The sequence below is a fragment of the Falsiroseomonas sp. HW251 genome, assembly GCF_050563545.1.
GTDB lineage: Bacteria > Pseudomonadota > Alphaproteobacteria > Acetobacterales > Acetobacteraceae > Falsiroseomonas.
Map to the genome: position 1 here is coordinate 1 of NZ_JBNXUM010000035.1, position 21,808 is coordinate 21,808.

At 70.9% G+C, this 21,808-nt stretch carries 24 protein-coding genes; 12 read left to right on the top strand and 12 right to left on the bottom strand.

Going from position 1 to position 21,808, the window contains the following annotated elements:
* Positions 1-243: 243 nt before the first annotated feature.
* Both ACLF3M_RS29445 and ACLF3M_RS29450 read left to right on the top strand, forming a co-directional pair.
* The gene (locus ACLF3M_RS29445) at positions 244-426 is read left to right on the top strand and encodes a hypothetical protein (RefSeq protein ID WP_430660652.1); all 183 of its coding nucleotides are present in this window, start codon (positions 244-246) and stop codon (positions 424-426) included.
* Between the two features lie 41 nt (positions 427-467).
* On the top strand, positions 468-578 hold the full coding sequence (locus ACLF3M_RS29450) for a hypothetical protein (RefSeq protein WP_430660648.1): 111 nt from the start codon (positions 468-470) through the stop codon (positions 576-578).
* 196 nt (positions 579-774) lie between these two features.
* Here the strand turns inward: ACLF3M_RS29450 and ACLF3M_RS29455 are convergent, their stop codons facing one another.
* Positions 775-1,170, bottom strand: a complete 396-nt coding sequence (locus ACLF3M_RS29455) for a response regulator (protein WP_430660580.1) — start codon at positions 1,168-1,170, stop codon at positions 775-777.
* 253 nt (positions 1,171-1,423) lie between these two features.
* Between ACLF3M_RS29455 and ACLF3M_RS29460 the strand changes: the two genes are divergently transcribed.
* Positions 1,424-1,675: a hypothetical protein gene (locus tag ACLF3M_RS29460; RefSeq protein WP_430660581.1), complete on the top strand. Its 252-nt coding sequence runs from the start codon at positions 1,424-1,426 to the stop codon at positions 1,673-1,675.
* 356 nt (positions 1,676-2,031) lie between these two features.
* Positions 2,032-2,826 (top strand): DUF2189 domain-containing protein, encoded by a 795-nt coding sequence (locus ACLF3M_RS29465; protein ID WP_430660582.1) that lies wholly within the window; start codon positions 2,032-2,034, stop codon positions 2,824-2,826.
* 164 nt (positions 2,827-2,990) lie between these two features.
* Here the strand turns inward: ACLF3M_RS29465 and ACLF3M_RS29470 are convergent, their stop codons facing one another.
* The 8 genes from ACLF3M_RS29470 to ACLF3M_RS29505 form a co-directional block, all read right to left on the bottom strand.
* Positions 2,991-3,341, bottom strand: a complete 351-nt coding sequence (locus tag ACLF3M_RS29470; RefSeq protein WP_430660583.1) for a cytochrome C oxidase subunit IV family protein — start codon at positions 3,339-3,341, stop codon at positions 2,991-2,993.
* A gap of 10 nt (positions 3,342-3,351) precedes the next feature.
* Positions 3,352-4,074 carry a heme-copper oxidase subunit III family protein gene (locus ACLF3M_RS29475; RefSeq protein WP_430660584.1) on the bottom strand — a complete coding sequence of 241 codons (723 nt, stop codon included), beginning with the start codon at positions 4,072-4,074 and terminating at the stop codon, positions 3,352-3,354.
* 8 nt (positions 4,075-4,082) lie between these two features.
* Positions 4,083-4,784, bottom strand: a complete 702-nt coding sequence (locus ACLF3M_RS29480) for a cytochrome c oxidase subunit 3 (protein ID WP_430660585.1) — start codon at positions 4,782-4,784, stop codon at positions 4,083-4,085.
* Positions 4,781-6,565, bottom strand: coding sequence for a cytochrome c oxidase subunit I (gene ctaD, locus ACLF3M_RS29485; protein WP_430660586.1), 1,785 nt, complete (start codon positions 6,563-6,565; stop codon positions 4,781-4,783). Before ctaD ends, ACLF3M_RS29480 begins: the two co-directional genes overlap by 4 nt.
* A 57-nt stretch (positions 6,566-6,622) precedes the next feature.
* Complete coding sequence (locus ACLF3M_RS29490; RefSeq protein ID WP_430660587.1) at positions 6,623-7,426, bottom strand: cytochrome c oxidase subunit II; 804 nt, start codon at positions 7,424-7,426, stop codon at positions 6,623-6,625.
* Between the two features lie 420 nt (positions 7,427-7,846).
* Positions 7,847-8,824: a Bug family tripartite tricarboxylate transporter substrate binding protein gene (locus ACLF3M_RS29495; protein WP_430660588.1), complete on the bottom strand. Its 978-nt coding sequence runs from the start codon at positions 8,822-8,824 to the stop codon at positions 7,847-7,849.
* Between the two features lie 46 nt (positions 8,825-8,870).
* A complete protein-coding gene (locus ACLF3M_RS29500) occupies positions 8,871-10,262 on the bottom strand; it encodes an amidohydrolase family protein (RefSeq protein ID WP_430660589.1) in 1,392 nt (463 codons plus the stop codon).
* A 473-nt stretch (positions 10,263-10,735) separates the two neighbouring features.
* The gene (locus ACLF3M_RS29505; protein WP_430660590.1) at positions 10,736-12,004 is read right to left on the bottom strand and encodes an FAD-dependent monooxygenase; all 1,269 of its coding nucleotides are present in this window, start codon (positions 12,002-12,004) and stop codon (positions 10,736-10,738) included.
* Between the two features lie 230 nt (positions 12,005-12,234).
* Between ACLF3M_RS29505 and ACLF3M_RS29510 the strand changes: the two genes are divergently transcribed.
* From ACLF3M_RS29510 to ACLF3M_RS29530, 5 genes are all read left to right on the top strand, one after another.
* On the top strand, positions 12,235-12,573 hold the full coding sequence (locus tag ACLF3M_RS29510) for a P-II family nitrogen regulator (protein WP_430660591.1): 339 nt from the start codon (positions 12,235-12,237) through the stop codon (positions 12,571-12,573).
* A 31-nt stretch (positions 12,574-12,604) separates the two neighbouring features.
* Entirely contained in the window at positions 12,605-13,936 is a 1,332-nt protein-coding gene (locus ACLF3M_RS29515) for an ammonium transporter (RefSeq protein WP_430660592.1), read from the top strand.
* A gap of 249 nt (positions 13,937-14,185) precedes the next feature.
* Positions 14,186-14,593 (top strand): alternative ribosome rescue aminoacyl-tRNA hydrolase ArfB, encoded by a 408-nt coding sequence (gene arfB / locus ACLF3M_RS29520; protein WP_430660593.1) that lies wholly within the window; start codon positions 14,186-14,188, stop codon positions 14,591-14,593.
* A 91-nt stretch (positions 14,594-14,684) separates the two neighbouring features.
* Positions 14,685-15,662: a tripartite tricarboxylate transporter substrate binding protein gene (locus ACLF3M_RS29525; RefSeq protein WP_430660594.1), complete on the top strand. Its 978-nt coding sequence runs from the start codon at positions 14,685-14,687 to the stop codon at positions 15,660-15,662.
* Between the two features lies 1 nt (position 15,663).
* Positions 15,664-16,572, top strand: coding sequence for a DUF1835 domain-containing protein (locus ACLF3M_RS29530; protein WP_430660649.1), 909 nt, complete (start codon positions 15,664-15,666; stop codon positions 16,570-16,572).
* On the opposite strand, the gene ACLF3M_RS29535 is transcribed toward ACLF3M_RS29530, so the two are convergent.
* Positions 16,559-17,725 carry a sensor histidine kinase gene (locus ACLF3M_RS29535; RefSeq protein ID WP_430660595.1) on the bottom strand — a complete coding sequence of 389 codons (1,167 nt, stop codon included), beginning with the start codon at positions 17,723-17,725 and terminating at the stop codon, positions 16,559-16,561. The two genes, ACLF3M_RS29530 and ACLF3M_RS29535, sit on opposite strands and share 14 nt — an antisense overlap.
* 68 nt (positions 17,726-17,793) lie before the next feature.
* On the bottom strand, positions 17,794-18,234 hold the full coding sequence (locus ACLF3M_RS29540) for a nucleoside deaminase (protein ID WP_430660650.1): 441 nt from the start codon (positions 18,232-18,234) through the stop codon (positions 17,794-17,796).
* 54 nt (positions 18,235-18,288) lie between these two features.
* On the opposite strand from ACLF3M_RS29540, the gene ACLF3M_RS29545 reads away from it, so the two are divergent.
* From ACLF3M_RS29545 to rsmD, 3 genes are read left to right on the top strand one after another with little or no spacing between them, the layout of a single operon-like run.
* Entirely contained in the window at positions 18,289-19,005 is a 717-nt protein-coding gene (locus tag ACLF3M_RS29545) for a gamma-glutamyl-gamma-aminobutyrate hydrolase family protein (RefSeq protein WP_430660596.1), read from the top strand.
* On the top strand, positions 19,002-19,883 hold the full coding sequence (locus ACLF3M_RS29550; protein ID WP_430660597.1) for a pseudouridine synthase: 882 nt from the start codon (positions 19,002-19,004) through the stop codon (positions 19,881-19,883). Before ACLF3M_RS29545 ends, ACLF3M_RS29550 begins: the two co-directional genes overlap by 4 nt.
* Complete coding sequence (gene rsmD, locus ACLF3M_RS29555; protein WP_430660598.1) at positions 19,849-20,442, top strand: 16S rRNA (guanine(966)-N(2))-methyltransferase RsmD; 594 nt, start codon at positions 19,849-19,851, stop codon at positions 20,440-20,442. Before ACLF3M_RS29550 ends, rsmD begins: the two co-directional genes overlap by 35 nt.
* Here the strand turns inward: rsmD and creD are convergent.
* Positions 20,384-21,721 carry a cell envelope integrity protein CreD gene (creD, locus tag ACLF3M_RS29560; RefSeq protein ID WP_430660599.1) on the bottom strand — a complete coding sequence of 446 codons (1,338 nt, stop codon included), beginning with the start codon at positions 21,719-21,721 and terminating at the stop codon, positions 20,384-20,386. The two genes, rsmD and creD, sit on opposite strands and share 59 nt — an antisense overlap.
* Positions 21,722-21,808: the final 87 nt, after the last annotated feature.

A 21,808-nucleotide genomic window follows, 5' to 3' on the forward strand; every position in this document is an offset into this window, starting at 1 on the left:
CTAGCGCCTTTTCACATCATGCGTGGATAGCCGGAGTGGGCGATGTAGTTGGCGCACTCGGCGGAGGAGAAGCAGCCGAGGCTCTGTCCGATGGCGTCCGAGAGGGTCTCGACGTCGCGCAGTGCTGCGGCGCGGACGAGGCTCTTGAGCTTGGCGAAGACCTCTGGTGAAGTGCCTCTGGTCTGACGTTGTCGGCCTCTGCCTGCTGACCAAGCGCATCGAGCGCCGACCGGCCATTCCATCGTGCCCGATGACGTTATGGAACTGCGCAGCGCGCTCGCCGCGGCCGAGGCGCACATCGCCGGCCTCGAGCAGCTCATCCACGACCTGTGGCGAGCGCGCTTCGGGCAGAGCGCCGAGCATGTCGATGCAGCGCAACTCGCGCTGACCCTCGGGGCAGCACCTCCGGCACGCGCACGACGCTGATCCGCACCGCCATCATCAACGGCGTCAACCCGCAGGCTTGGCTGACTGACGTGCTGGAGCGGATGGTCCGCGGCGCGGTCCGATCGACAGAACTCGCCACGCTGCTGCCCTGGACCTGGCAAGCGCCCGGCACCGCAGTCGCCGCAGCATAGACCTAGAGGTCCGGTACCAGAGACTCGCCAGGCGCCCCGTGGGGTCAGGACAACGCCTACCGCATCTCCTCGCAGTCGTGAACGAGCGCTGGCGCACTGAAGTGTCGCCCTTCCGCAGCGCCAACGCGGACTTTTCCCGACGGCGTTCCTGTTCGAATGGTTCGGCGGCAATGAACAGCGGTGCTAGCGCATGACGCTACGGCACCGTTGCCACCGTCACTCGACGGAGTGCCGCGAGGAGATCGCGCGCGGCGACAGGTTTGTGCAGAAGAGCAAGGGGCCCATGACCTCCGCTCCAACGCTGCAATGCCTCTGCACCACCAGCGGGCGCCGACCCAGTCACGACGACCACCGGAAGCGCAGGTCGGGTCGAACGCAATGCACGGATAAGCTCCTCACCCCGCATACCCGGCATGTTGAGGTCGGTGACGAGCAGGTCGAAGTTGCCCCTTAGGCACTGCGCCATGGCGAGGGCGGCGATCCCGTCCCACACGTGGTGGATTTCGTAGCCCTCGGCTTCCAGCAGATCGGTCAGCGAGACAGCGATCAGTGCCTCGTCCTCAGCGAACAGCACCCGCACTGTCGTGGGCATGACACCCGGTCCTATGAACATTTCGATCAGCGATACAATTAGTCCGTGTATTCACATAGGAAATACAACTTCTCGTGGGGCGGCAGACCCGTGGGGCGGGCGCCTGGCTCGAAAGCACAACGCCCGCTGCTGCCATCACTAGTTCGTTTCGCCGTTTCTAAAGACGTGCTTAGTCTTTACAATGGCGCAAAGAACGTAACGAGCCTGGCTACGGCCTGAATGGCGCACCAGCCCAGCGCGGAAGGAACCTCAGATGGGAGGGAACCGCGGCACCGGATCTGCTCGTCCGCGGGACGGTCCGGACAAATTCGCCGAGCACCTGTATGTGGTCTACCGGCACGGGCTGGGCGGCGAGTTGCGCTTCGACGATTTCATCAAGCACCAGCTCGCGAACGATCTCCTCACCGAGTTCGCCAGATCGGATCGAGAGTGGCGGAAAAGCATTCTCGCCGACGTTGCGCGGCTACTGACAGCAGAAGACTTCGAGACCGATGACGACTGGTAACGTCAGCAACTCGCCACGTTCGCTGCTGCGTCCGTAGCGCGGCCTGGAGGTCTGCCGAGCACGTGATGCTTCGCCGTGGTCGAACAGGATGCGCGCGCGCTGGTCGGGCGTAGGCCAGAGCCTCCTGCTCCTCTGTGGATCAGCATGGAACACGGATCCCGCTGAGGGGGTGATCGGCGTCCAAACGGGACCCCTTTGGTGATGGGGTTCACGGTGGTTCCTGGGACGACCGGGGCCGAGTTCGGGATGCTAGTGTGAACGGACGAACTCGACGCACGTTGAAGTGGCAGCGCCCGGAAACCCGGCGCACGAATGCGCCGTCCGCGAACAATGGGCGCGGCACGGGAGAGATTGCGATGGCCAACAGTCACGCATCCAAGATCCTGATACCCGGCCACGACGAGCCCGCAGTTCGTACCATAGGCCTCTCAGACCTGCGCGAGGCGCTGCGGCGCGGTTGGGACGACTTCATGGAAACACCGACGCAGCTTGTTTTCCTTGGCGTCATCTATCCCCTCATAGGCCTTGTCGCGGCGCGCGCCGCAGCGGGCGGATCGCTGCTGCCGCTGTTCTATCCGCTCGTCGCCGGCCTCTCGCTGATGGGCCCCTTCGCCGCGCTCGGCATCTACGAGCTGAGCCGCCGGCGCGAAGCCGGGCGCGACGCATCCTGGGTCAATGCCTTCGACGTGCTGCGCTCGCCGGCCATCGGCTCAATCGCGGGGCTCGGGCTTTTCCTGTGCATCATCTTCGTCGCCTGGCTGTTCGCCGCGCAGCTGGTCTACCGCGCGACGATGGGCGGCCTTCCGGCGCCGACATCGTTGGAGGCCTTCGCCCGGCAGGTGCTCGGCACTGCCGAAGGCTGGAGGCTGATCGTCATCGGCAACGTGGTCGGCTTCCTGTTCGCGGCGGTGGTGCTCACCCTCACGGTGGTGTCTTTCCCGATGCTGCTCGATCGCAATGTAGGGCTGGCCGAGGCGGTGCAGACTTCGGTACGGGCCGTGCAGGCAAACCCTGTCACGATGGCCGCCTGGGGCCTGATCGTCGCCGGCCTGCTGCTGCTTGGCTGCCTCCCGGCTTTCGTGGGGCTTGCCGTCGTGATGCCGTTGCTCGGCCACGCGACCTGGCATCTCTATCGGCGTGTCGTGGCATAGCAGCGCGGGGGGGGGGGGCCGGCATAACCCGCAACTGATGCCGGGGCCGAGCTCACACCGCGCCAAGAAGCCAGGCAAGCAGCAGCGCGAGCAGGATGCAGGCCACGAGGCCAAGCCCGATGATCGCGCGGTTGCTCAGGCGTGGCGGCGGCGGGGAACCCACGTCACCCGCCATTCGGCCCAAGGAAGGTCTCGCGCGTGAAGAGCGTGTAGTCGGACTCCAGCACCATGATCAGCGCGAACACCACGACCAGGAGCGGCGGCAGCAGGATGGCGTAGCCCAGCGCCAGCCTTTCCCAGCGCATGTGCATGAAGACCGCCACGATCAGCCCGGCCTTCAGCATCATGAAGAGCAGGATCAGCGACCAGCGCAGCAGCCCCTGCAGGTGGAAGTAGTCCACCAGGTAGGAAAAGGTGGAGAGAACGAAGAGCCATCCCCAGACAACCAGATAGAGCCGGATCGGGTGCTGCTGGCCTTCCTCGGCCGCGGTTGCGTGGGCGGATGCGTGCGCCATCGCGGCCTCCTCACCAGAGATAGAACAGGGCGAAGATGAAAACCCAGACGAGGTCCACGAAGTGCCAGTAGAGGCCGGCGATCTCGACCATCTCGTAGCGGCCTCTGCGGCCGGTCAGGAAGCCTGGCCGCTGATCATCCAGCGCCCCGCGCGCGACCTTGCGGGCCATGACCAGCAGGATGATCACGCCGATCGTGACATGCGTGCCGTGGAAGCCGGTGATGGTGAAGAACGAAGCGCCAAACTGCGCGGCGCCCCACGGATTGCCCCAGGGACGCACGCCTTCGCGGATCAGCTTCGTCCATTCGAAGGCCTGCATGCTGACGAAGGTCGCGCCGAAGATCGCCGTCACCACCAGCAGCGCCGCCGTCTTCACGCGATCGCGGCGGTAGGCGCAGTTCACCGCCATGGCCATGGTGCCGCTGCTGCTGATCAGCACGAAGGTCATGATCGCGATGAGGATCAGCGGCAAATGCCTGCCGCCGATCTCGAGGGCGAAGACCTCGCTCGGGTTCGGCCAGGGCACCGTCGTCGAGCTGCGCACCGTCATATAGGACAGCAGGAAGCAGCTGAAGATGAAGGTGTCGCTGAGCAGGAAGATCCACATCATGACCTTCCCCCAGGACGCCCCCTTGAAGGAGCGCTGGTCGGACGACCAGTCAGCGACCACGCCGCGCCAGCCCTCCGGACGGACGGTGGTGCTGGCGCTGGCGGTAGCCGGGATGGTGTCCATCCTCTGTCCTATCTGAAGGGCGCCGTGCAGAGCGCGACGAGCCAGTCGAAGGAAGGCGAGAAGGCGAGTGTGGCGAACAGGACGAGCCAGGCGAGCAGCAGGAAGTGCCAGTAGGCCGCGCAGAGCTCGACGCCGAGCCGCAGCCTTTCCATCCGCGCCCCGCGACGCAGCGTCGCCCCGACACGGCCGAGCGCCACGAGACCGCCCAGCACGTGCAGCCCGTGCACGGCGGTGATGAGGTAGAAGAAGGCATCGGCCGGATTGCCAGCGGGCAGATAGCCGGCCTGCGCGAGCTGCCGCCAGGCGAGAAGCTGGCCCGCCACGAAGACCAGGCCGGCGACGCCGCCGGCGAGCAGGGCGTTCCCGGTGCCCTCGCGGTCGCCGGCTCGCACGGCGCGCACGGCCGCGTGCAGCGCGACGCTCGCCACCACCAGCACCGCGGTGTTCGCCCAGAGAAGCAGCGGGCGCGGCGGCGGGCTCCAGTCCGCCATCTCCCGCCGGATCGAGTAGGCGCTGAGAAGCAGCACCATCAGCGTCGTCGCCACGGCGATGAAGACGGCGAGCCCGATCTTGGCCGCCGGGATGGGCGGGGTGCGTGCCTCCTCCGCCACGCCGGTCTCGAGCCACGGCTTGGTCGCGATGCCCTGGCGCAGCAGCCAGACACCGGCAACCGTCGCCAGCACCGCGATGAGCAGCAGCGTGATGGTCATGCCGTCGCCTCGCCCTTGGCGGCGTGCGCCGGTGGCGGCAGTGGCTCGTTCTGCGGAACGAAGTCTTCGGGCGCGCCGGGCACCGCGTAGTCGTAGGCCCAGCGATAGACCACCGGCAGCTCGCGACCCCAATTGCCGTGGCCTGGCGGCGTCTCGGGCGTCTGCCACTCCAGCGAGGCCGCGCGCCAGGGGTTTGGGCCCGACGGCTTGCCATGCCGCAGGCTCCAGAAGGCGTTGAACAGGAACAGCATCTGCGCGGCGCCGACGATCAGCGCGACGGTGCTGATGAACATGTTGAGGTCGTGCGCCGACGCGGGGACGAAGGACGTCTCGCCGATATCATGGTAGCGCCGCGGCACGCCGAGCAGGCCTAGGTAGTGCATCGGGAAGAAGATGAGGTAGGCGCCGAGGAAGGTGACCCAGAAGTGGATCTTTCCCATGGTCTCGTCGAGCATCCGGCCCGTGACCTTGGGATACCAGTGATAGATCCCGCCATAGACCACCATCACCGGCGCGACGCCCATCACCATGTGGAAATGCGCCACAACGAACATCGTGTCGGAGAGCGGTACGTCGACCACGACGTTGCCGAGGAAGAGGCCCGTCAGCCCGCCATTGACGAAGGTGACGATGAAGCCGAGGGCGAACAGCATCGGCGTGGTGAGATGGATGTTGCCTCGCCAGAGCGTCAGCAGCCAGTTGTAGACCTTGATCGCGGTCGGGATGGCGATGATCAGGGTCGTCGTCGCGAAGAAGAACCCGAAATAGGGGTTCATCCCGCTGACATACATGTGGTGCGCCCAGACGACGAAGCTGAGCGCGCCGATGATGACGATCGCCCAGACCATCATGCGGTAGCCGAAGATGTTGCGCCGTGCATGGACGCTGATCAGGTCGGAGACGATGCCGAAGGCCGGCAGCGCGACGATGTACACCTCGGGGTGTCCGAAGAACCAGAAGAGGTGCTGGAACAGGATCGGGCTGCCGCCGCGATAGGGAAGCTGCTGACCCATCTCGATCAGCGTCGGCATGAAGAAGCTGGTGCCGAGCAGGCGGTCGAGCAGCATCATCACGCAGCCGACAAACAGGGCGGGGAAGGCCAGCAGGGCCATTACCGTCGCGGTGAAGATCCCCCAGACCGTCAGCGGCATGCGCATCAGCGTCATGCCCCGCGTGCGGGCCTGCAGCACGGTGACGACGTAGTTCAGCCCGCCCATGGTGAAGCCCGCGATGAACAGGCAGAGCGAGACGAGCATCAGCACGATGCCCCAGTCGTGCCCGGGCGTGCCGGAGGTGATCGCCTGCGGCGGATAGAGCGTCCACCCTGCGCCGGTTGGTCCGCCCGGGACGAAGAAGCTTGCCACCAGCACGAGGACGGCGAGCAGGTAGACCCAGTAGCTCAGCATGTTGACCCACGGGAACACCATGTCCCGCGCGCCCACCATGAGCGGGATCAGGAAGTTGCCGAAGCCGCCGAGGAACAGCGCGGTCAGCAGGTACACCACCATGATCATGCCGTGCATGGTGATGAACTGGTAATAGGCCTGCTGATCGATGAAATCGAAGGTGCCGGGAAAGCCGAGTTGCAGGCGCATCAACCAGGACAGCACCAGCGCGACCATGCCGATCGCCAGCGCGGTCAGTGCGTACTGCACGCCGATGACCTTGGCATCCTGGCAGAAGACGTAGCGCGTCAGCCAGGAATGCGCGTGCGGAAGCTCCATCTCCGGCACTTCGGCAGCCGGGATGGCCCTGTCGGCGCCGTGCGCGATCTCACTCATCGCAGTGCCTTCCTCCCGCCGTGTCGTACGGGGACCCGCCCCGCCGCACGGTCCTTCTCAGCGGGCCTGCAACTGCGCGTAGCTCCGCTGTCCGCTCAGCCAGGCGTGGTACTCGGCCTCGGTCTGCACCACGACGCGCCCGCGCATCACCGCGTGACCCTGGCCGCAGAGCTCGGCGCAGAGCACGTCGAAGGTCCCGGTACGGGTAGGGGTGAACCAGAAATACGTCACGGAGCCCGGGATCATGTCCATCTTCGCGCGGAACTCCGGCACGTAGAAATCGTGCAGCACGTCGATCGAGCGCAGCAGCACCCTCACCGGCTGCCCGATCGGCAGGTGCAGGTCGTCGGACTCGACAACGATGTCGTCCTGCCCGGCCGGGTCGCCCGGCACCAGGCCGACGGGGTTGTCGGGTGATATGAGCCGCGCATCCACCGCGCCGAGCCGCCCGTCGGGCCCCGGCAGACGGTAGCTCCACCGCCATTGCTGCCCGACGATCTCGACCTCGGTGGCGTTCGCCGGGACGCTGACGAACTGGCTCCAGACGAAGAGACCCGGTGCGAGCATCGCGGCGACACCGACCGCGGTCGCCACGGTCAGCCAGAGCTCGAGGCGCTTGTTCTCCGGCTCATAGGCGGCACGGTGCCCCGGCCTCGCGCGATAGCGGAACACGCACCAGGCCATGAAGAGCACGATGACCGAAAAGACGACGCCCGTGATCCAGAAGGTGATGATGATGGTGGCGTCGATGTAGCCCCAGTTCGACGCGATCGGCGTCCACCACCAGGGTGTCAGCAAGTGGAATACCACCGAGCCGACCACGACCAGCGTCAGCGCAGATGCGACCAGGAGCGCATTCATGCGCATCGCCCCCGGCCCGCGTCGCTCGACCGGGTGCCGCGAGGTAGGCCCGAAGCTGCTTCGCCCGTCGCCATTTCTTCACCTGATCCGCCACGTCATGAAGCGGAAGCTGCAGGCGCGATGTCAGGCCGCCGGCGCGCCAAGTGCCCGGCGCAATCGGCAGCACAATAGAGCGGCCCGAAGTTATGGCGGCTCACAATACGGCGCGTTCCAGCTGACCCGTGCCATCCGAACCTGCCCACAAGCGGGCCGTTGGACAGGAGCGCCGTACGGACCTAGGGCTTTGTCTGCGGCTCTCTGCCATTTCTACCGAGCGCGTCCGTCGTGCCAGAGGTCGGCCAGGGACGGGTTGAGTCCGGGTGCGCTCCCGGGGAAGGCGCCCCTGGCGCGTACCGGCGCGCGCCGTCGTTGCGATGACGATTACTCCACCTTGGCGCCGGATTCCTGCACCAGGCGCTGCCAGCGCGGCGTCTCGTTACGGATCAGCTGCGCCGCGGCGGCGGGACTGGCGCTGGACACCGCGTCGTAGCCCAGCGGCCGCAGCGCATCACGGAAGCCGCTGCCGGTCGCGACCTGGCGGATGCCGGCATGCAGCCGGGCGATCTCGGCCTCCGGCGTTGCCGCCGGGGCGAGGATCATGTTCCAGGACCGGACGTCGAACCCCGCCAGCCCCGCCGTCTCCGCGAAGGCCGGCACCTCCGGCAGGAGGGACAGCCGCGTGCCGGACGACGCGCCCATCAGCCGCACGCGCCCGCCCTCGGCCAGCGGGATCAGCGCCGAGGGCAGGTCGGCGGAGCCCTCGATCGTGCCGGCGACGACGTCCGTCGCGGCCTGAGCGCCGCCGCGATAGGGGACCAGGGTCAACTCCACCCGCGCCTGCGTGTTCAGCGCCGACATCACGAGGTGGCTGACCGTCCCCGCCCCGGCATGAGCGATGCGGATTGCGCCGGGATTGACCCGCGCCGAGGCGAGCATCGCGCCGAGGTCGGTCCAGCCGCGCTGCTGCGCCAGCGCCGCGTTCACCCCGATCAGCACCGCGCTGTCCGAGATCTGCGTGATCGCCCGGAAGTCGCGCGCGACGTCGAAGGGCATCGCCGCCTGCAGGAAGGGCGCGGCGCAGAGCGTCGCCGCGCCGATCACGCCGATGGTGGTGCCGTCCGCCGGCGCCTTGGCCACCGCATCCGCGCCGATCAGCCCGCCGCCGCCGCTGCGGTTGTCCACCACCACCGCCTGGTCCAGGACCGGCGGCAGCCGATCCGCCAGCACGCGGCCGAGGCTGTCCACCGCGCCGCCGGGCGGGAATGGGATGACGATGCGCAGCGGCCGCCGCGCCTGCGCGCGGGCCAGTGAGGGGATGGCGAGGCCGGCCAGCAGCACGCGGCGCGATGTGCGCGTCATCGAGGTCTTCTCCCGTTCCGATCAGGCCAGGATAGGGAGAGGCGGCTCAGCGCCGCAACGGGAAGGCCGCGCGCGCGGCGATGGAGGCCGGGATCGCGCCGCGCCTGGCGGCCTCCCGCCAGACGCGCCCGATCGCCGCGGCGCCGCGGCGGGTCACGGACGCCGCATCCGCGGTCAGCACGCGCCCGTCGCGCAGCAGCACGCGGCCTTCCACCATCGCCAGGACCGGGTCCGCCGCGCTGCCGTTGGTGATCAGCGCCTTCAGCGGATCCCAGACCGGCTGATAGCGAGAGGAGCCGAGGTCGAACATGATCAGGTCCGCGCGCTGCCCCGGCGCCACGAGCCCGAGGTCGTCGCGCCCGAGCGCCAACGCCGCGTCGCGTGTCGCCGCGCGCAGGATGCGCGGAGCCGACAGCCCGTGCGGCGTGCCCGACTGCACCTTGGCGAAGACCGACGCGGTGCGGATCTCCTGAAGCATGTCGAGCGTCACGCCATCGGTCCCGATGCCGAGCCTGAGCCCCGCCGCCTCCATCCGCGCCAGCGGCACGAAGCGGCCCGACCGCGCGAAGGCCAGCGGGCAGGACGCCAGCGCCGCGCCGGCCTGCGCGATGGAGGCGAATTCCTCGTCGGTCGCGAACATGCCATGCGCCAGCACCACCCCCGGCCGCAGCAGGCCGACGTCGCGCAGATGCTCGATCGAGCCCTTGCCGTGGCGTTCCTTCACCCGCGCGATCTCGATCGGGTTCTGCGCGGCGTGGATGGAGACGATGGTGTCGCGCTCCCGCGCCGCGGCGTCGATCCGGCGCAGCAGCTCCGGCGTGTTGGAATCCGGACCGTGCGGCCCGAAGCCGATGCGCGTGACGCCGCGCGGCCCTTCGTCGTAGCGGTCGAAGAGGTCGAGGATCGCCTCGAAGCCGGTCGCCTCCGGCCTCGTCCAGGTCGGCGTCCCGTCCGGCGTCATGCCGACGAGTTCGGAGAAGGTGTAGGGGCAGGACCAAGACCGCAGGCCGAGGCGCTTCGCACGCTCGACGAAGGGCCATTGCGCGACACGGTAGACGTCGAGCACGCCGGTCATGCCGGACCGCAGCCCTTCCAGCAGCGCCATCTCCGCGGCGTCGCCGATTTCCTCCTCCGTCATGACGGCGGCCGCGACGTCGCCGAGCGGCATGAGCAGCGAGAAGACGATGTGGCCTGGCAGGTCGCCCGGCGCGACGTCGTCGGCCAGGCCCCGGAACAGCGGCGCCGACAGCGCGTGGTTGTGCAGGTTGATCAGGCCGGGCAGCAGCAGCGCTTCCGGAACCACGATCCGTTCGGCGTCGAGCGTCGGCCGTTCCGTCACGACGTCCGCGATGCGCCCCTCGCGCACGATCACATGCACGCCGGTACGCAGGCCGTTCTCCGCATCCCAAGCCCAGCCAGGTTCGATCACGAGGGTCATGCGGCGAGCCTAGCAGCAAGCGCCGGGGCATGGCAGGCGCGGCGCCTCGATGCGCCGGGCTAGCGGCCCACCATGGCGTAGGACGATCGAGACAAAGCCCTTTGACGACGATTCCCCAGGCGCGGCGCCGGTGGCCGCGCGACGAAGAGCCGCAGGCGCCGCGCACGCCGGGTGATGCGATCGGCGTCGCGGACCCGCAACCGACGATGCCGATACACGACGGTGGCCATCTGACGCGCGTCGGGCTCTTGGACCGGGTTGGGCGCCGTGCCGACGCTCGCTCGCGCCGGCTTGCGAGCCGGCGCGCTTCGGAGCGCGCCCCGCCCCGCCCGAGGACCCAGGGTCGCAGGCGGCCGTCCGGGCGCCGGAAGAGGACCGCGTCGTGCGCCGCGAGGTCGCCCACACCGCCGGGCACCCCGCGGCGCCAGAGGTAGCGCGCAGCGACATCAATGATCCCACTGCGTGACAGGCCGTCACCCCAGCAGTCGCTGCCCGCCGAGCAGCCCCGTCAGCCCCGGCCGCATGCCCATCGCGCGCTCCGCGAAGGCGCGCTTCAGCGCGGGGATGCGGTCCACCGCGGCGATGCCAAGCCGCCGCGCGAGCCGCACCGGCCCGATGTCGTTGCCGAACAGCTTCTCCAGCGCATGCGTCGCGCCGAGCATCAGCATCGCATCGGGCCTGGCCCGCGCCTGGTAGCGCGCCAGCACCGCGGCGCCGCCAGGATCCTCGTTGGCGCTGACGGCCGCGATCACCTCCTCGGCCAGCGCGGCGACGTCGCGGAAGCCGAGATTGAGCCCCTGCCCCGCGATGGGATGGATGCCATGCGCGGCATCGCCCACCAGCGCCAGGCGCGTGTCGGTGAAGCGCTGCGCCCAGAGCGCCGACAGCGGATAGGACCAGCGCCCCCCGATCGGCCGCACCCCGCCGAGATGCCCGCCCAATCGCCGCGCAAGCTCGCGCCCGAAGCGCTCATCGTCCAGCGCGAGCGCGCGGCGCGCGACATCCGTCCGCTCCGACCAGACATAGGCCGAGGCATGCGGGAAGCCGGCACTGCCGAAGCCGCCGGGTCCGGCCAGCGGCAGCTGCGCGAAGGGCCCGTTCGGCAGGAACATCTCGAGCGCGGTGCCGCGATGGGGCTTCTCATGCGCAAAGGCGCCGACCAGGCCGAGCTGGCCGTAGTCCCAGCGCGTGACGGGGATGCCGGCCTGGCGGCGGAGCGGGCTGTCGCGCCCCTCGGCGCCGACGACGAGCCGCGCGCGGATGGTCGGGCCGCCGGCGATGCGGATCTCCGCCTGGTCAAGGTGGCGGGTGACGGTCGCCTCGGCGGGGGCGAAGGCGCGCAGGTTGGGCAGCCGCGGCAGGGCCGCGTTGAGCGCGACGCGGAGCGCGCGGGCCTCCACCATCCAGCCGAAGGGCTCGCCGGTGCCGACCTCGGCACTCTCGAAGTCGAGCCCGAGGCGGGAGGGGCGGGCGCCGGGCCGGCCGTCGCGTACGCGGATATGGCGGATCGCCTGGGGCTCGGCGGGCAGGCGGGCCCAGATGCCGGCGGCGTCGAGCAGGCGGCGGGAGGTCAGCGCGATCGCATAGGCCCGGCCGTCGAATTCCGGGAGCTCCATCGGCGGCAGGGGCGCGCGGTCCACCACGGCGGCGGGCAGCCCCGCCGCGGCGAGCGTGGCGGCGAGCGTCGCGCCCACCGGGCCGGCGCCGATGACGCAGGCCGTGACGTCGAGGGTCTCGGTCATGCCTGCCAAGGTCGCACGCCACCCGGATTCGGCAAGGGAGAGGCAATTGCCCAGGATTTGGGCAGCATCTGTGACCTCTGCGCGACGGCTTCGGCGGGCGCTCGAGCCCCAGGCGGGCGGGAAGCCAGGGCGGAGGCGCGGGAATCGGGCCGTGCCCGAACCGCCCCCGGGATGGCACGCGGCTTGGATTGCGCACCCCATTCCGCCCGGAAAAAGGGGATGACGGCGCGATGAAGCTCGTGATGGCGATCATCAAGCCCTTCAAGCTCGACGAGGTGCGCGACGCGCTCACCCCGCTTGGCGTGCAGGGGCTGACGGTGACCGAGGTGAAGGGGTTCGGCCGGCAGAAGGGCCAGACCGAGATCTACCGCGGTGCCGAATACCATGTGTCCTTCCTGCCCAAGCTGAAGATCGAGGTCGCAGTCCCCGGCGAGATGGCGGATGCCGTGGTCGAGGCGATCGCGGGTGCCGCGCGCACCGGCAAGATCGGCGACGGCAAGATCTTCGTCGTGGACCTGGAGCGCGCGCTGCGCATCCGGACCGGCGAGACGGACAATTCCGCGCTGTGAGGCGCGACAAGTCGAACAAGGAACACACGGAATGAAGACCCTCGCGCGCGCGGCGCTCCTCGCGCTTCCGGCGATGCTGGCGGCGGGCGCCAGCTTCGCCGCCGACGACGCCAAGATCGACACCGGCGACACCGCCTGGATGCTGGTCAGCACCGCGCTGGTGCTGATGATGACGGTGCCGGGCGTGGCCCTGTTCTACGCGGGCATGGTCCGCAAGAAGAACGTGCTGGCCACGATGATGCAGTCCTTCGCCGTCACGGCGCTGGTGACGGTGATCTGGATGGTGGTGGGCTACAGCCTGGCCTTCGGCGAGGGCAATGCCTGGATCGGCGACCTGTCGCGCCTGCTGCTGCGCGGCATGGCGGAAGGCTGGGACAAGCCCTTCACCCTGGGCTCGGGCGACGGCGCGGTGGCGACGACGATCCCGGAAAGCGTGTTCGCGATGTTCCAGATGACCTTCGCGATCATCACCGCCGCGCTGATCACCGGCGCGGTGGCGGACCGCATGAAGTTCTCGGCGCTGCTGGTCTTCATCACGCTCTGGGTGCTGGCGGTCTATGCGCCGATTGCGCACTGGGTGTGGCATCCGAACGGGTGGATCTTGGCGCTCGGCGCGCTGGACTTCGCGGGCGGCACGGTGGTGCACATCAACGCTGGCGTCGCCGGCCTGGTCGCCGCGCTCGTGCTGGGCAAGCGCGTGGGCTACGGCCACGACAACATGGCGCCCTTCAACCTCGGCTTCGCCGTGATCGGCGCGAGCCTGCTCTGGGTGGGCTGGTTCGGCTTCAACGCGGGCTCGGCCGTCGGCGCCTCGGGCCGCGCCGGCATGGCGATGCTGGTGACGCAGATCGCCGCCGCGACCGCGGCGCTGGCCTGGATGATCGCGGAGTGGGCGACCAAGGGCAAGCCGAGCGTGCTCGGCGCGGTGTCCGGCGCGGTGGCGGGCCTGGTCGCGATCACCCCGGCGGCGGGCTTCGTGCTGCCCGGCCCGGCGCTGATCATCGGCGTGGTCGCGGGCCTGGCGGGCTTCTGGGGCGCGACGGCGCTCAAGCACTGGTGCGGCTACGACGACAGCCTGGATGCCTTCGGCGTGCACGGCGTCTGCGGCATCGTGGGCGCGCTGCTGACCGGCGTCTTCGCCTATGGCGCGCTGTCCGCGACGACGGCGCTGCCCGAGGGCACGAGCGGCAGCCTGGATCAGTTCATCATCCAGTGCCAGGCGGTCGGCGCGGTCTTCGCCTACACCGCGGTGGCGAGCTTCATCCTGCTGAAGGTGGTGGACGTGATCGTCGGCCTGCGCGTCAGCGAGGAGGAGGAGCGCGAGGGCCTGGACGTCGCGCTGCACGGCGAGCGCCTGGGCTAGGTTCCCGAGAGGCCGGCGGCGCGCGAAAGGCGCCGCCAGGCCTGGCCTGGAGGGGCGTCGCGGGCGACCGCGGCGCCCTTTCCTTTCCGGTGCCGCGACATGCTTCGCCTGTCGCCCTCAAGCGCCGGCGCGCCTCCGGCGCTCGGCTCGCAGGACTGCCGGCAGGCCGCATTCGCGACCTCGGCGGCCTTCGGCCGGGGCCATCGCCACGCTGGACGTTGCGACGCCATTCCGCGTAAGGCCGACGCGATGGCCATCGAGATTCCAGACGCCGCGCTCGAGGAGATCTTCTCCCGCGCCTCCGGCCCCGGCGGGCAGAACGTCAACAAGGTCGAGACCGCGGTGCAGATCCGCCTCGACCTCGGCCGCGCCGGCCTGCCGGAGCGCGTGCTCGCGCGCCTGATCGCCCTCGCAGGCAGGCGCGTGACGAACGAGGGCGTGCTGGTCATCGACGCCTCGCGCCACCGCAGCCAGGACCGCAACCGCGCCGAGGCCCGCGCGAAGCTCGACGAGCTGATCGCCAGGGCCGCCGCCCCCCCGCCGCCGCCGCGCCGCCCGACCCGGCCGACCAAGGCGTCGAAGGAGCGGCGGCTGGAGGGCAAGGCGAAGCGCGCCGGGGTGAAGAGGCTGCGGCGCGACCGGCCCGGCACGGATTGACCGTCCCCGGCCTTGCGCGACCGCCGCGGCGGGGGCTTTTCTGGCGGCGAGCAGGCCCGCCAAGGGGCCGCCATTCGGGAGGATACCGTCCATGCCAAGCCCTCTTCTGCGCAAGGGCCGCCGTGCGACCCTCGGCCTCGGCGCCGCGCTGCTCGCCGCGCCGGCGCTCCGCGCGCAGGGACGCTTCCCCGACAAGCCCGTCCGCCTGCTCGTGCCCTGGGCCGCCGGCGGCACCACCGACATCCAGATGCGCGCACTGGCCGACCAGGCCTCGCGCCGCCTCGGCCAGCCCGTGATCGTGGAGAACAAGCCCGGCGCCGGCGGCGTGCTCGGCCCGCAGCAGCTGCTGCAGGAACGGCCCGACGGCTACACCATCGCCCAGATGCCGATCAGCGTCTTCCGCCACCCCCAGATGGCGAGCCGCGCCTTGTTCAACCCGCTCGAGGACTTCACCTGGATCGTCCACCTCACGGGCTATCTCTTCGGCGTCGTCGTGCGCGCCGACGCGCCCTGGCGGACGTTCGGCGAGTTCCTGGACTACGCGAAGGCCAATCCCGGCAAGGTCAACTACGGAAGCCCGGGCGTCGGCACCTCGCTGCACATCACGATGGAGCAGATCGCGACGCAGCGGGGCATCGAGTGGACGCATGTCCCCTTCCGCGGCTGGGCGGAGAACGCGACCTCCCTGCTCGGCGGGCAGATCCAGGCCAGCGCCGACAGCTCGGGCTGGGCGGACCTGGTGCAGGCCGGGCGGATGCGGCTGCTCGTGGTCTGGACGCCGGAGCGGTCGAAGCGCTTCCCCGAAGTGCCGACCCTGAAGGAGAGCGGGATCGACATCGTCTCGGCCTCTCCCTACGGGATCGCCGGGCCGAAGGGGATGAACCCCGATGTCGTGCGCGTGCTGCACGACGCGTTCAAGGAAGCGCTCTACGACCCCGCGCATGTCGCGGTGCTGGACCGCTACGACATGGCGCCGATGTATCTCGGCCCCGAGGACTACGCGGCCTTCGCCCGAAGGACCTATGCGGAGGAGGGCGAGATGATCCGGAAGATGGGATTGAGGTTGTGACCTGACCACCGCCCATCTCCGCTGCGGCGACGACCTGCGGGAGAAGCTCCCCGCCGCGGGCTGGCAGGGCGAATACCTCGCCTTCGCCGATCCCGTCTGCCAGGGGCCGGTCGGGGCGGATGGGCTGATGGCCTATCTCGGCATCCGCGCGCGCTTCGTGGCGGCGCATTACCGCGCCGACCTCCAGGAGGTGCGGCTGCGCCTCGGCGCGGAATACATGGCACTGAACGGGCTCGACCGGTTCGAGCGTGTCATCCTGTGGTTCGAGCACGACCTCTGGGACCAGGCGGCGCTGATCCGCGTGCTGTCGCTGCTGGCGGGACGACGGGGCCTCGACGGGCGCCTCTTCCTGGTGCCGGCGGATGGGCGCCGCGGCTTCGCCGAACTGCCGCGGGACGAGCTCGCCGCGCTGGAACCGGCGGCGCTGACGCTGCGCCAGGCGGAGGCCGGCGCCGAGGCCTGGGACGCCTTCGCGGACGACGACCCGCGCGCGCTGGACGCGCTCTGGCGCCGCGCCTCGGCGCTGCCGCACCTCGCCCAGGCGCTGCGGCGGCACCTGCAGGACCTGCCCTGGACGACCGACGGGCTGTCGCTGACCGAGCGCAACCTGCTGCGTGCCGTCGCCGCCGGCGCGGCCGGCGCGGCCGCGGCGCTGGCAGCGATGACCGCGGCCGACCCGGTCTTTCCGCCCACCGACCTGATCGTCCTGGACCACCGCGCGCGGCTGTCCGAGGGGCCGAAGCGGCTGCTGGAACGCGGGGATGCCTGGCGCCTGACGCCTCGCGGGGTCGCCGTGCTGGCGGGCGAGGAGCGGCACGTTCCCTCGCCCCACTTCCAGGCCGGGGTCACCGTCGGGCCCAAAGCGCCCTGGCGCTGGGACCCGCGCTTCGGGGGCGTCATCGCGCGCTGACGGTCCGGGGCGCCGCCGGCCCGTTCCCGCGCAGCGCGGCCGCCCCGTTCCCGCGCGGCCGGGCCATCCCGCTCCCGCGCGGCGGAGCCGCGACGAACCGCAGCTCCGCGACGGTCCCGCGCCCGTCCTCGCCCGGCCGGCGGGCGAAGCGGCCGCGCAGCTGGGCCGCCAGTGCGCGCAGCAGCCGCGTGCCGAGACCCGCGCCGCCCGCCGGGGCGGCCGGCGGCGCGTCCTCCAGCTCCGCCTCGGGCGGGATGCCGATGCCGTCGTCGGCCACGGTCAGCACGAAGCTCTCCCCGTCGCGGGCGAAGCGGACGCGCACAATGCCTGATCGGGCCTCTGGGAAGGCGTATTTGAGCGCATTCGTCACGGTCTCGTTCAGCACCAGCCCCAGCGGCACGGCGCGCTCGGCCGAAAGCGGATGCGACTCCGCGCTCGCCACCAGCCGCACCGGGCGAAGGCCCTCGTTGAACTGCGCAGCCTCGATGTCGGCGCAGAGGCCCTGGACGAAGTGGCGCGTGTCCACCGTCGCTTCCTCCTCACCGCGATCCAGCCCGTCGTCGAGCTCGAGCCGCGCATGCACCCGCGACAGGGCCAGGGCATGGTCCGCGGCCTCGCGCAGCGCTTCCCGCGCGGCGGCGGAGGGGGCGAGCCTCGCGCGCAGCATCAGCAGCCCGACGAGGGAGCCGAGGTCGTTGCGCGTGCGGTGACGGAATTCCCGCAGCAGGATGCCGCGCGCCCGTTCCGCGGCCAGCAGCGCTGCGTTCATGGCCTGAAGCTGCGCGACCGCGCGGTGCAGCGCCTCGATCACAACGGACATTGCGACCCCGACCGCGACGAAGAGGCCGAGCGCGATCCATTCGCGTTCTCCCATCGGCAGCAGCGAGCCCGTTGGCGGCAGGTAGAGCCAGGTGCCGAGCAGCGCCCCGAGCGCGGTCGCGAAGAAGCCCGCGCCGTGGTCGAACAGCGCGGACGCCGCCAGCACGGCGATCAGGAAATGCCCGAAGGCATAGCCCGGCGCCTGTCCCGCGGCGAAGGCGTGGCGCGCGGCGAACACCGCAAGGACCAGCGCAAGCGTCGCGGCGTAGCGGGTGGTGACGGGCCAGGCCCGGGTGCGCTGCAGGATGGAGGCGAGCGAGGGCCAGACCGGCATGCAGGCCCAACGGCGCAAAGCGAAGGCGGCTTTGCCCGGCCTTGGCGGATGGCCGGATCGTGAAGCCGTCAGGGGTCTTGCCGGATAGTGGCGAAGAACAAGCGCAGGAGTTCCGCCGCCTCGCTCTCCCGCATGCCGCCGATCGTCTCGGGGGCGTGGTGGCAGGTGGGTTGCGCGAAGAAGCGCGGCCCGTGCTCCACGGCGCCGCCCTTGGGGTCGTAGGCGCCGAAGACGACGCGCCGGACGCGGAAGAAGCTGGCCGCGGCGGCGCACATCGCGCAGGGCTCCAGCGTGACCCAGAGCGTGGCCTGCGGCAGGACCTTGTCGCCAACCGTGGCCGCCGCCTGGCGCAGCGCCAGCATCTCGGCATGGGCCGAGGGGTCGCGACGTGCCTCGACCTCGTTGCCGGCGCGGGACATCACCGCGCCGGCGCCATCGGTGACGACGGCGCCGACCGGCACCTCGCCGCGGGCAGCGGCAGCGCGGGCTTCGACCAGGGCCAGTTCCATCGGCGACATGGCGCATGCTTGCCGCGACACGGCGCGGAGGTCTAGCAACGCGGCATGGCGAAGAGACCGGTGATCGGCGTCACCCTGGATGCGGAACCCGCGGGCGGCTGGTCGAAGCTGCCGTGGTACGCGCTGCGCCGGAACTATTTTTCGAGTGTGATCGCCGCCGGCGGGCTGCCCGTCGCGCTGCCGCACCACCCCGAACTCGCCGCCGAGTATCTCGACGCGCTGGACGGGCTGCTCGTGACAGGCGGCGCCTTCGACGTGGACCCCGCACTATGGGGCGGCGGGGCGCCACATCCCAAGGTCACGCTGAAGCCAGGCCGCACCGATTTCGAGCTGGCGGCGGTGCGCGAGGCGCTGGCGAGGGACATTCCGCTGCTCGGCATCTGCGGGGGCCAGCAGCTCCTGGCCGTCGCCTTCGGCGGCACGCTGATCCAGCACATCCCCGACGAGGTCGAGGGCGCGCTGGCGCATGAGCAGCCCAACCCGCGCACCGAGCCCGGCCACGAGGTCGCGGTCGCCGGCGGCACGCTGCTGGCGTCCATCGTTGGCGCGAAGACGCTCGCCGTGAACAGCGCGCACCACCAGGCCGTGGCGACGCCGGGCAAGGGCGCGGTGGTGAACGCCGTGGCACCCGACGGCGTGGTGGAGGGGGTCGAGCATCCGGGTTACCGCTTCGCCCTCGGCGTGCAGTGGCATCCGGAATACGCGGTGGACCCGCGCGACCCCGCGATTTTCGACGCCTTCGTCCGGGCGTCGCGCGGATGAGCGGGGAAGAGGACGATCCTGGGAAGGGCGAGCGCATCGCCAAGTGGCTCGCCCGCGCCGGCGTCGCCTCGCGGCGGGAGGCCGAGAAGCTGATCGCGGACGGCAAGGTGAAGCTCAACGGCAAGGTCGTGGAGACGCCCGCCACCTTCGTCGCCGCCGGCGACAAGGTGAATGTCGAGGGCAAGCCCGTCGCGCCGCCGGAGCGCACGCGCCTCTTCCGCTACCACAAGCCCGACGGCCTTGTGACAACGCATCGCGACCCGCAGGGCCGGCCCACGGTGTTCGAGAAGCTGCCGCCGGGCCTGCCGCGCGTGGTCTCGATCGGGCGGCTCGATCTCAATTCCGAGGGGCTTCTGCTGCTGACCAACGACGGCGAGCTCGCCCGGCGGCTGGAACTGCCCTCCAACGGCTGGCTGCGCCGCTACCGCGTGCGCGTCCATGGCGCGGTGGACGAGAAGCAGCTGGCCTATCTTGCGCGCGGGATCACGGTGGAGGGCGTCGCCTATGGCCCGATCGAGGCCGGGCTCGATTCGCGCCAGGGCGCCAATGCCTGGCTCACCGTCAGCCTCAAGGAAGGCAAGAACCGCGAGGTCCGGCGCGTCATGGCGCATCTCGGTCTGCAGGTGACGCGGCTGATCCGGGTCGCCTATGGCCCCTTCCAGCTCGGCGCCCTGCCGCGCGCCGGCGTCGAGGAAGTGCATCCCCGCATCCTGCGCGACCAGCTCGGCATAGGGGAGAAGCCGGTGCGCCGCCGCGGCGCGGAACCGGCGCCGGAAGCACCGCCCGCGCCGCCGGGATCGCGCACCATCCCCCGCGCCCGCAACGCCGCGCCGCGCAGGCCGCATGCGAATCGTCGCCGGCCGTCACCGCGGTCGTAGCCTGGTCGCGCCGAAGGGCGAGGCGACGCGCCCCACCGCCGACCGCGTGCGACAGGCGCTGTTCGACATGCTGTGGCACGCGCCCTGGGCCGGCCGCGAGCGGATCGAGGGCGCGCGCGTGCTGGACGCCTTCGCCGGCACCGGCGCGCTGGGCCTGGAGGCGCTGTCGCGCGGCGCGGCGGGCGCGGTGTTCTTCGAGCCCGACCGCGCCGCGCTCGCGTCGCTGCGCGCCAACATCGCGGCGCTGAAGGAGGATGACGCGGCCCGCGTCATCCCCGGCGACGCGACTAGGCCGCCGCGCGCGGACGCGCCCTGCGGCCTCGTCTTCCTCGACCCGCCCTACGGGAAGTCGCTGGTGCCGCGCGCCGTCGACGCGCTGCGCGCCGCCGGCTGGATCGCCGGCGACGCGCTGATCGTCGCGGAAGTCGCGAAGACCGAACCGCTCGACCTGCCGGGCTTCGAGCAGGTCGCGGAGCGCGCGCATGGCGCGGCGCGCCTGGTCATCCTGCGTGCCACCGCACCTTCCGTGTCACCGCCATCACCACCGACAGCGCCGTGAACAGCGCGAGCGTGCCGACCAGCAGCGCATAGGCCTCGAGGCTGAGCACCACGTGCAGGAAGCCGAACAGCGCCGCCAGCACGCCGGCCAGCACCAGCCCGAGCGTCGGCCGCGTCACGACAGCGGTGTAAATGGAGGCCTGCAGCACCACCATCGCCGCGGCGAGCGCATAGGCCGCAGTGAAGCCCAGCGGTTCCCCGATAGCCAGCAGCAGCAGCGGGAACAGCACCACCGAGGCGCCGAGCAGGCCGTACTGCACGGCATGCAGCCGGACGCGGGCCGTCAGCTCGAAGATCGCGCAGGTCACGAAGGTCAGCGCCAGGAAGAACAGCGTGTATTTCGATGCGCGGCTGACCATGCGGTAGGTCGGCACGGCCTCCGGCAGGTCCACGCCGACGGCCTGCGCCATCAGCCCGGCGTCGTTGCGGCAGGCCCCGAGGTTGCGGCGGACGACCGGCACGCGCAGCCCCGTGCTCCACTCCGCCTCGAAGCCGGCTTCCTCCACGCTGCTGCGCGCCGGCAGCTCGGCGCCGCGGAAACTCGGCGTCGGCCAGGCGCCGGCGATGGCGATTGTGCTGCGCCGCGCGACGGGAACGACGCCGAAACCGGTGGAGCCCCGGAGTTCCAGCCGCAGGTCGAAGGCGAGCGGCCGGCCGGGCTCCGGCGGGCCGTCCAGGCCGAGCGGCCACCGCAGCGCCTCCTGCGGCCCGCAGAGGCCGATATCGGGCTCGATCTCGCCGGGCAGGATGCCGCGGCCGTCGAACGTCAGCAGCGGCGCCATGCCCGCTGGGCGCAGCTCGTTGCTGCCGGCGATGAGGTAGGCCTCGGACCAGAGCAGTTCCGCCTCTGGCACGCCGGGCACGGATACCTCCGGCAGGGCGAAGCTGCCGGCGAGGCCGAGCCGCGCCAGGTAGACCGTCGCCTCGAACAGGCCGCGGCGGCGTGTCTCCGGCGCGAGGTCGGCGCTGGCGCGAAGGCTGGAGGGCAGGACCGCGACGCTGCCGCGCTGCGTGGTCATGGCGCCGTTCGCGTCGCGCTGCACCGGCGCGCGCCAGGGGATGACGAGGGCTGGCCCGAAGACGGTCTGCGGCCCCGCCCATCCCCGCGCGATCTCGGCCTGCACGGCGGCGCGGCGGCCTTCGCGCTCCTCGATCAGGTCGCCGATCATCCATTGCGGGACGGTCAGCAGCAGCAGCATGCCGAGGACGGTGAGCACCTTGCGGGTCGTGGCGAAGCGGCCGGGCGTGGCGAGCGGCGGCGCGGCGATGGCGTCTGACATGGCGATGATCCCTCCTGGTGGAGGCGCCATGCTGGGCCGCGCCTGTGCAGCGCGGACGGAGGGCGCTTGCACGGCGCGTGATGTTTC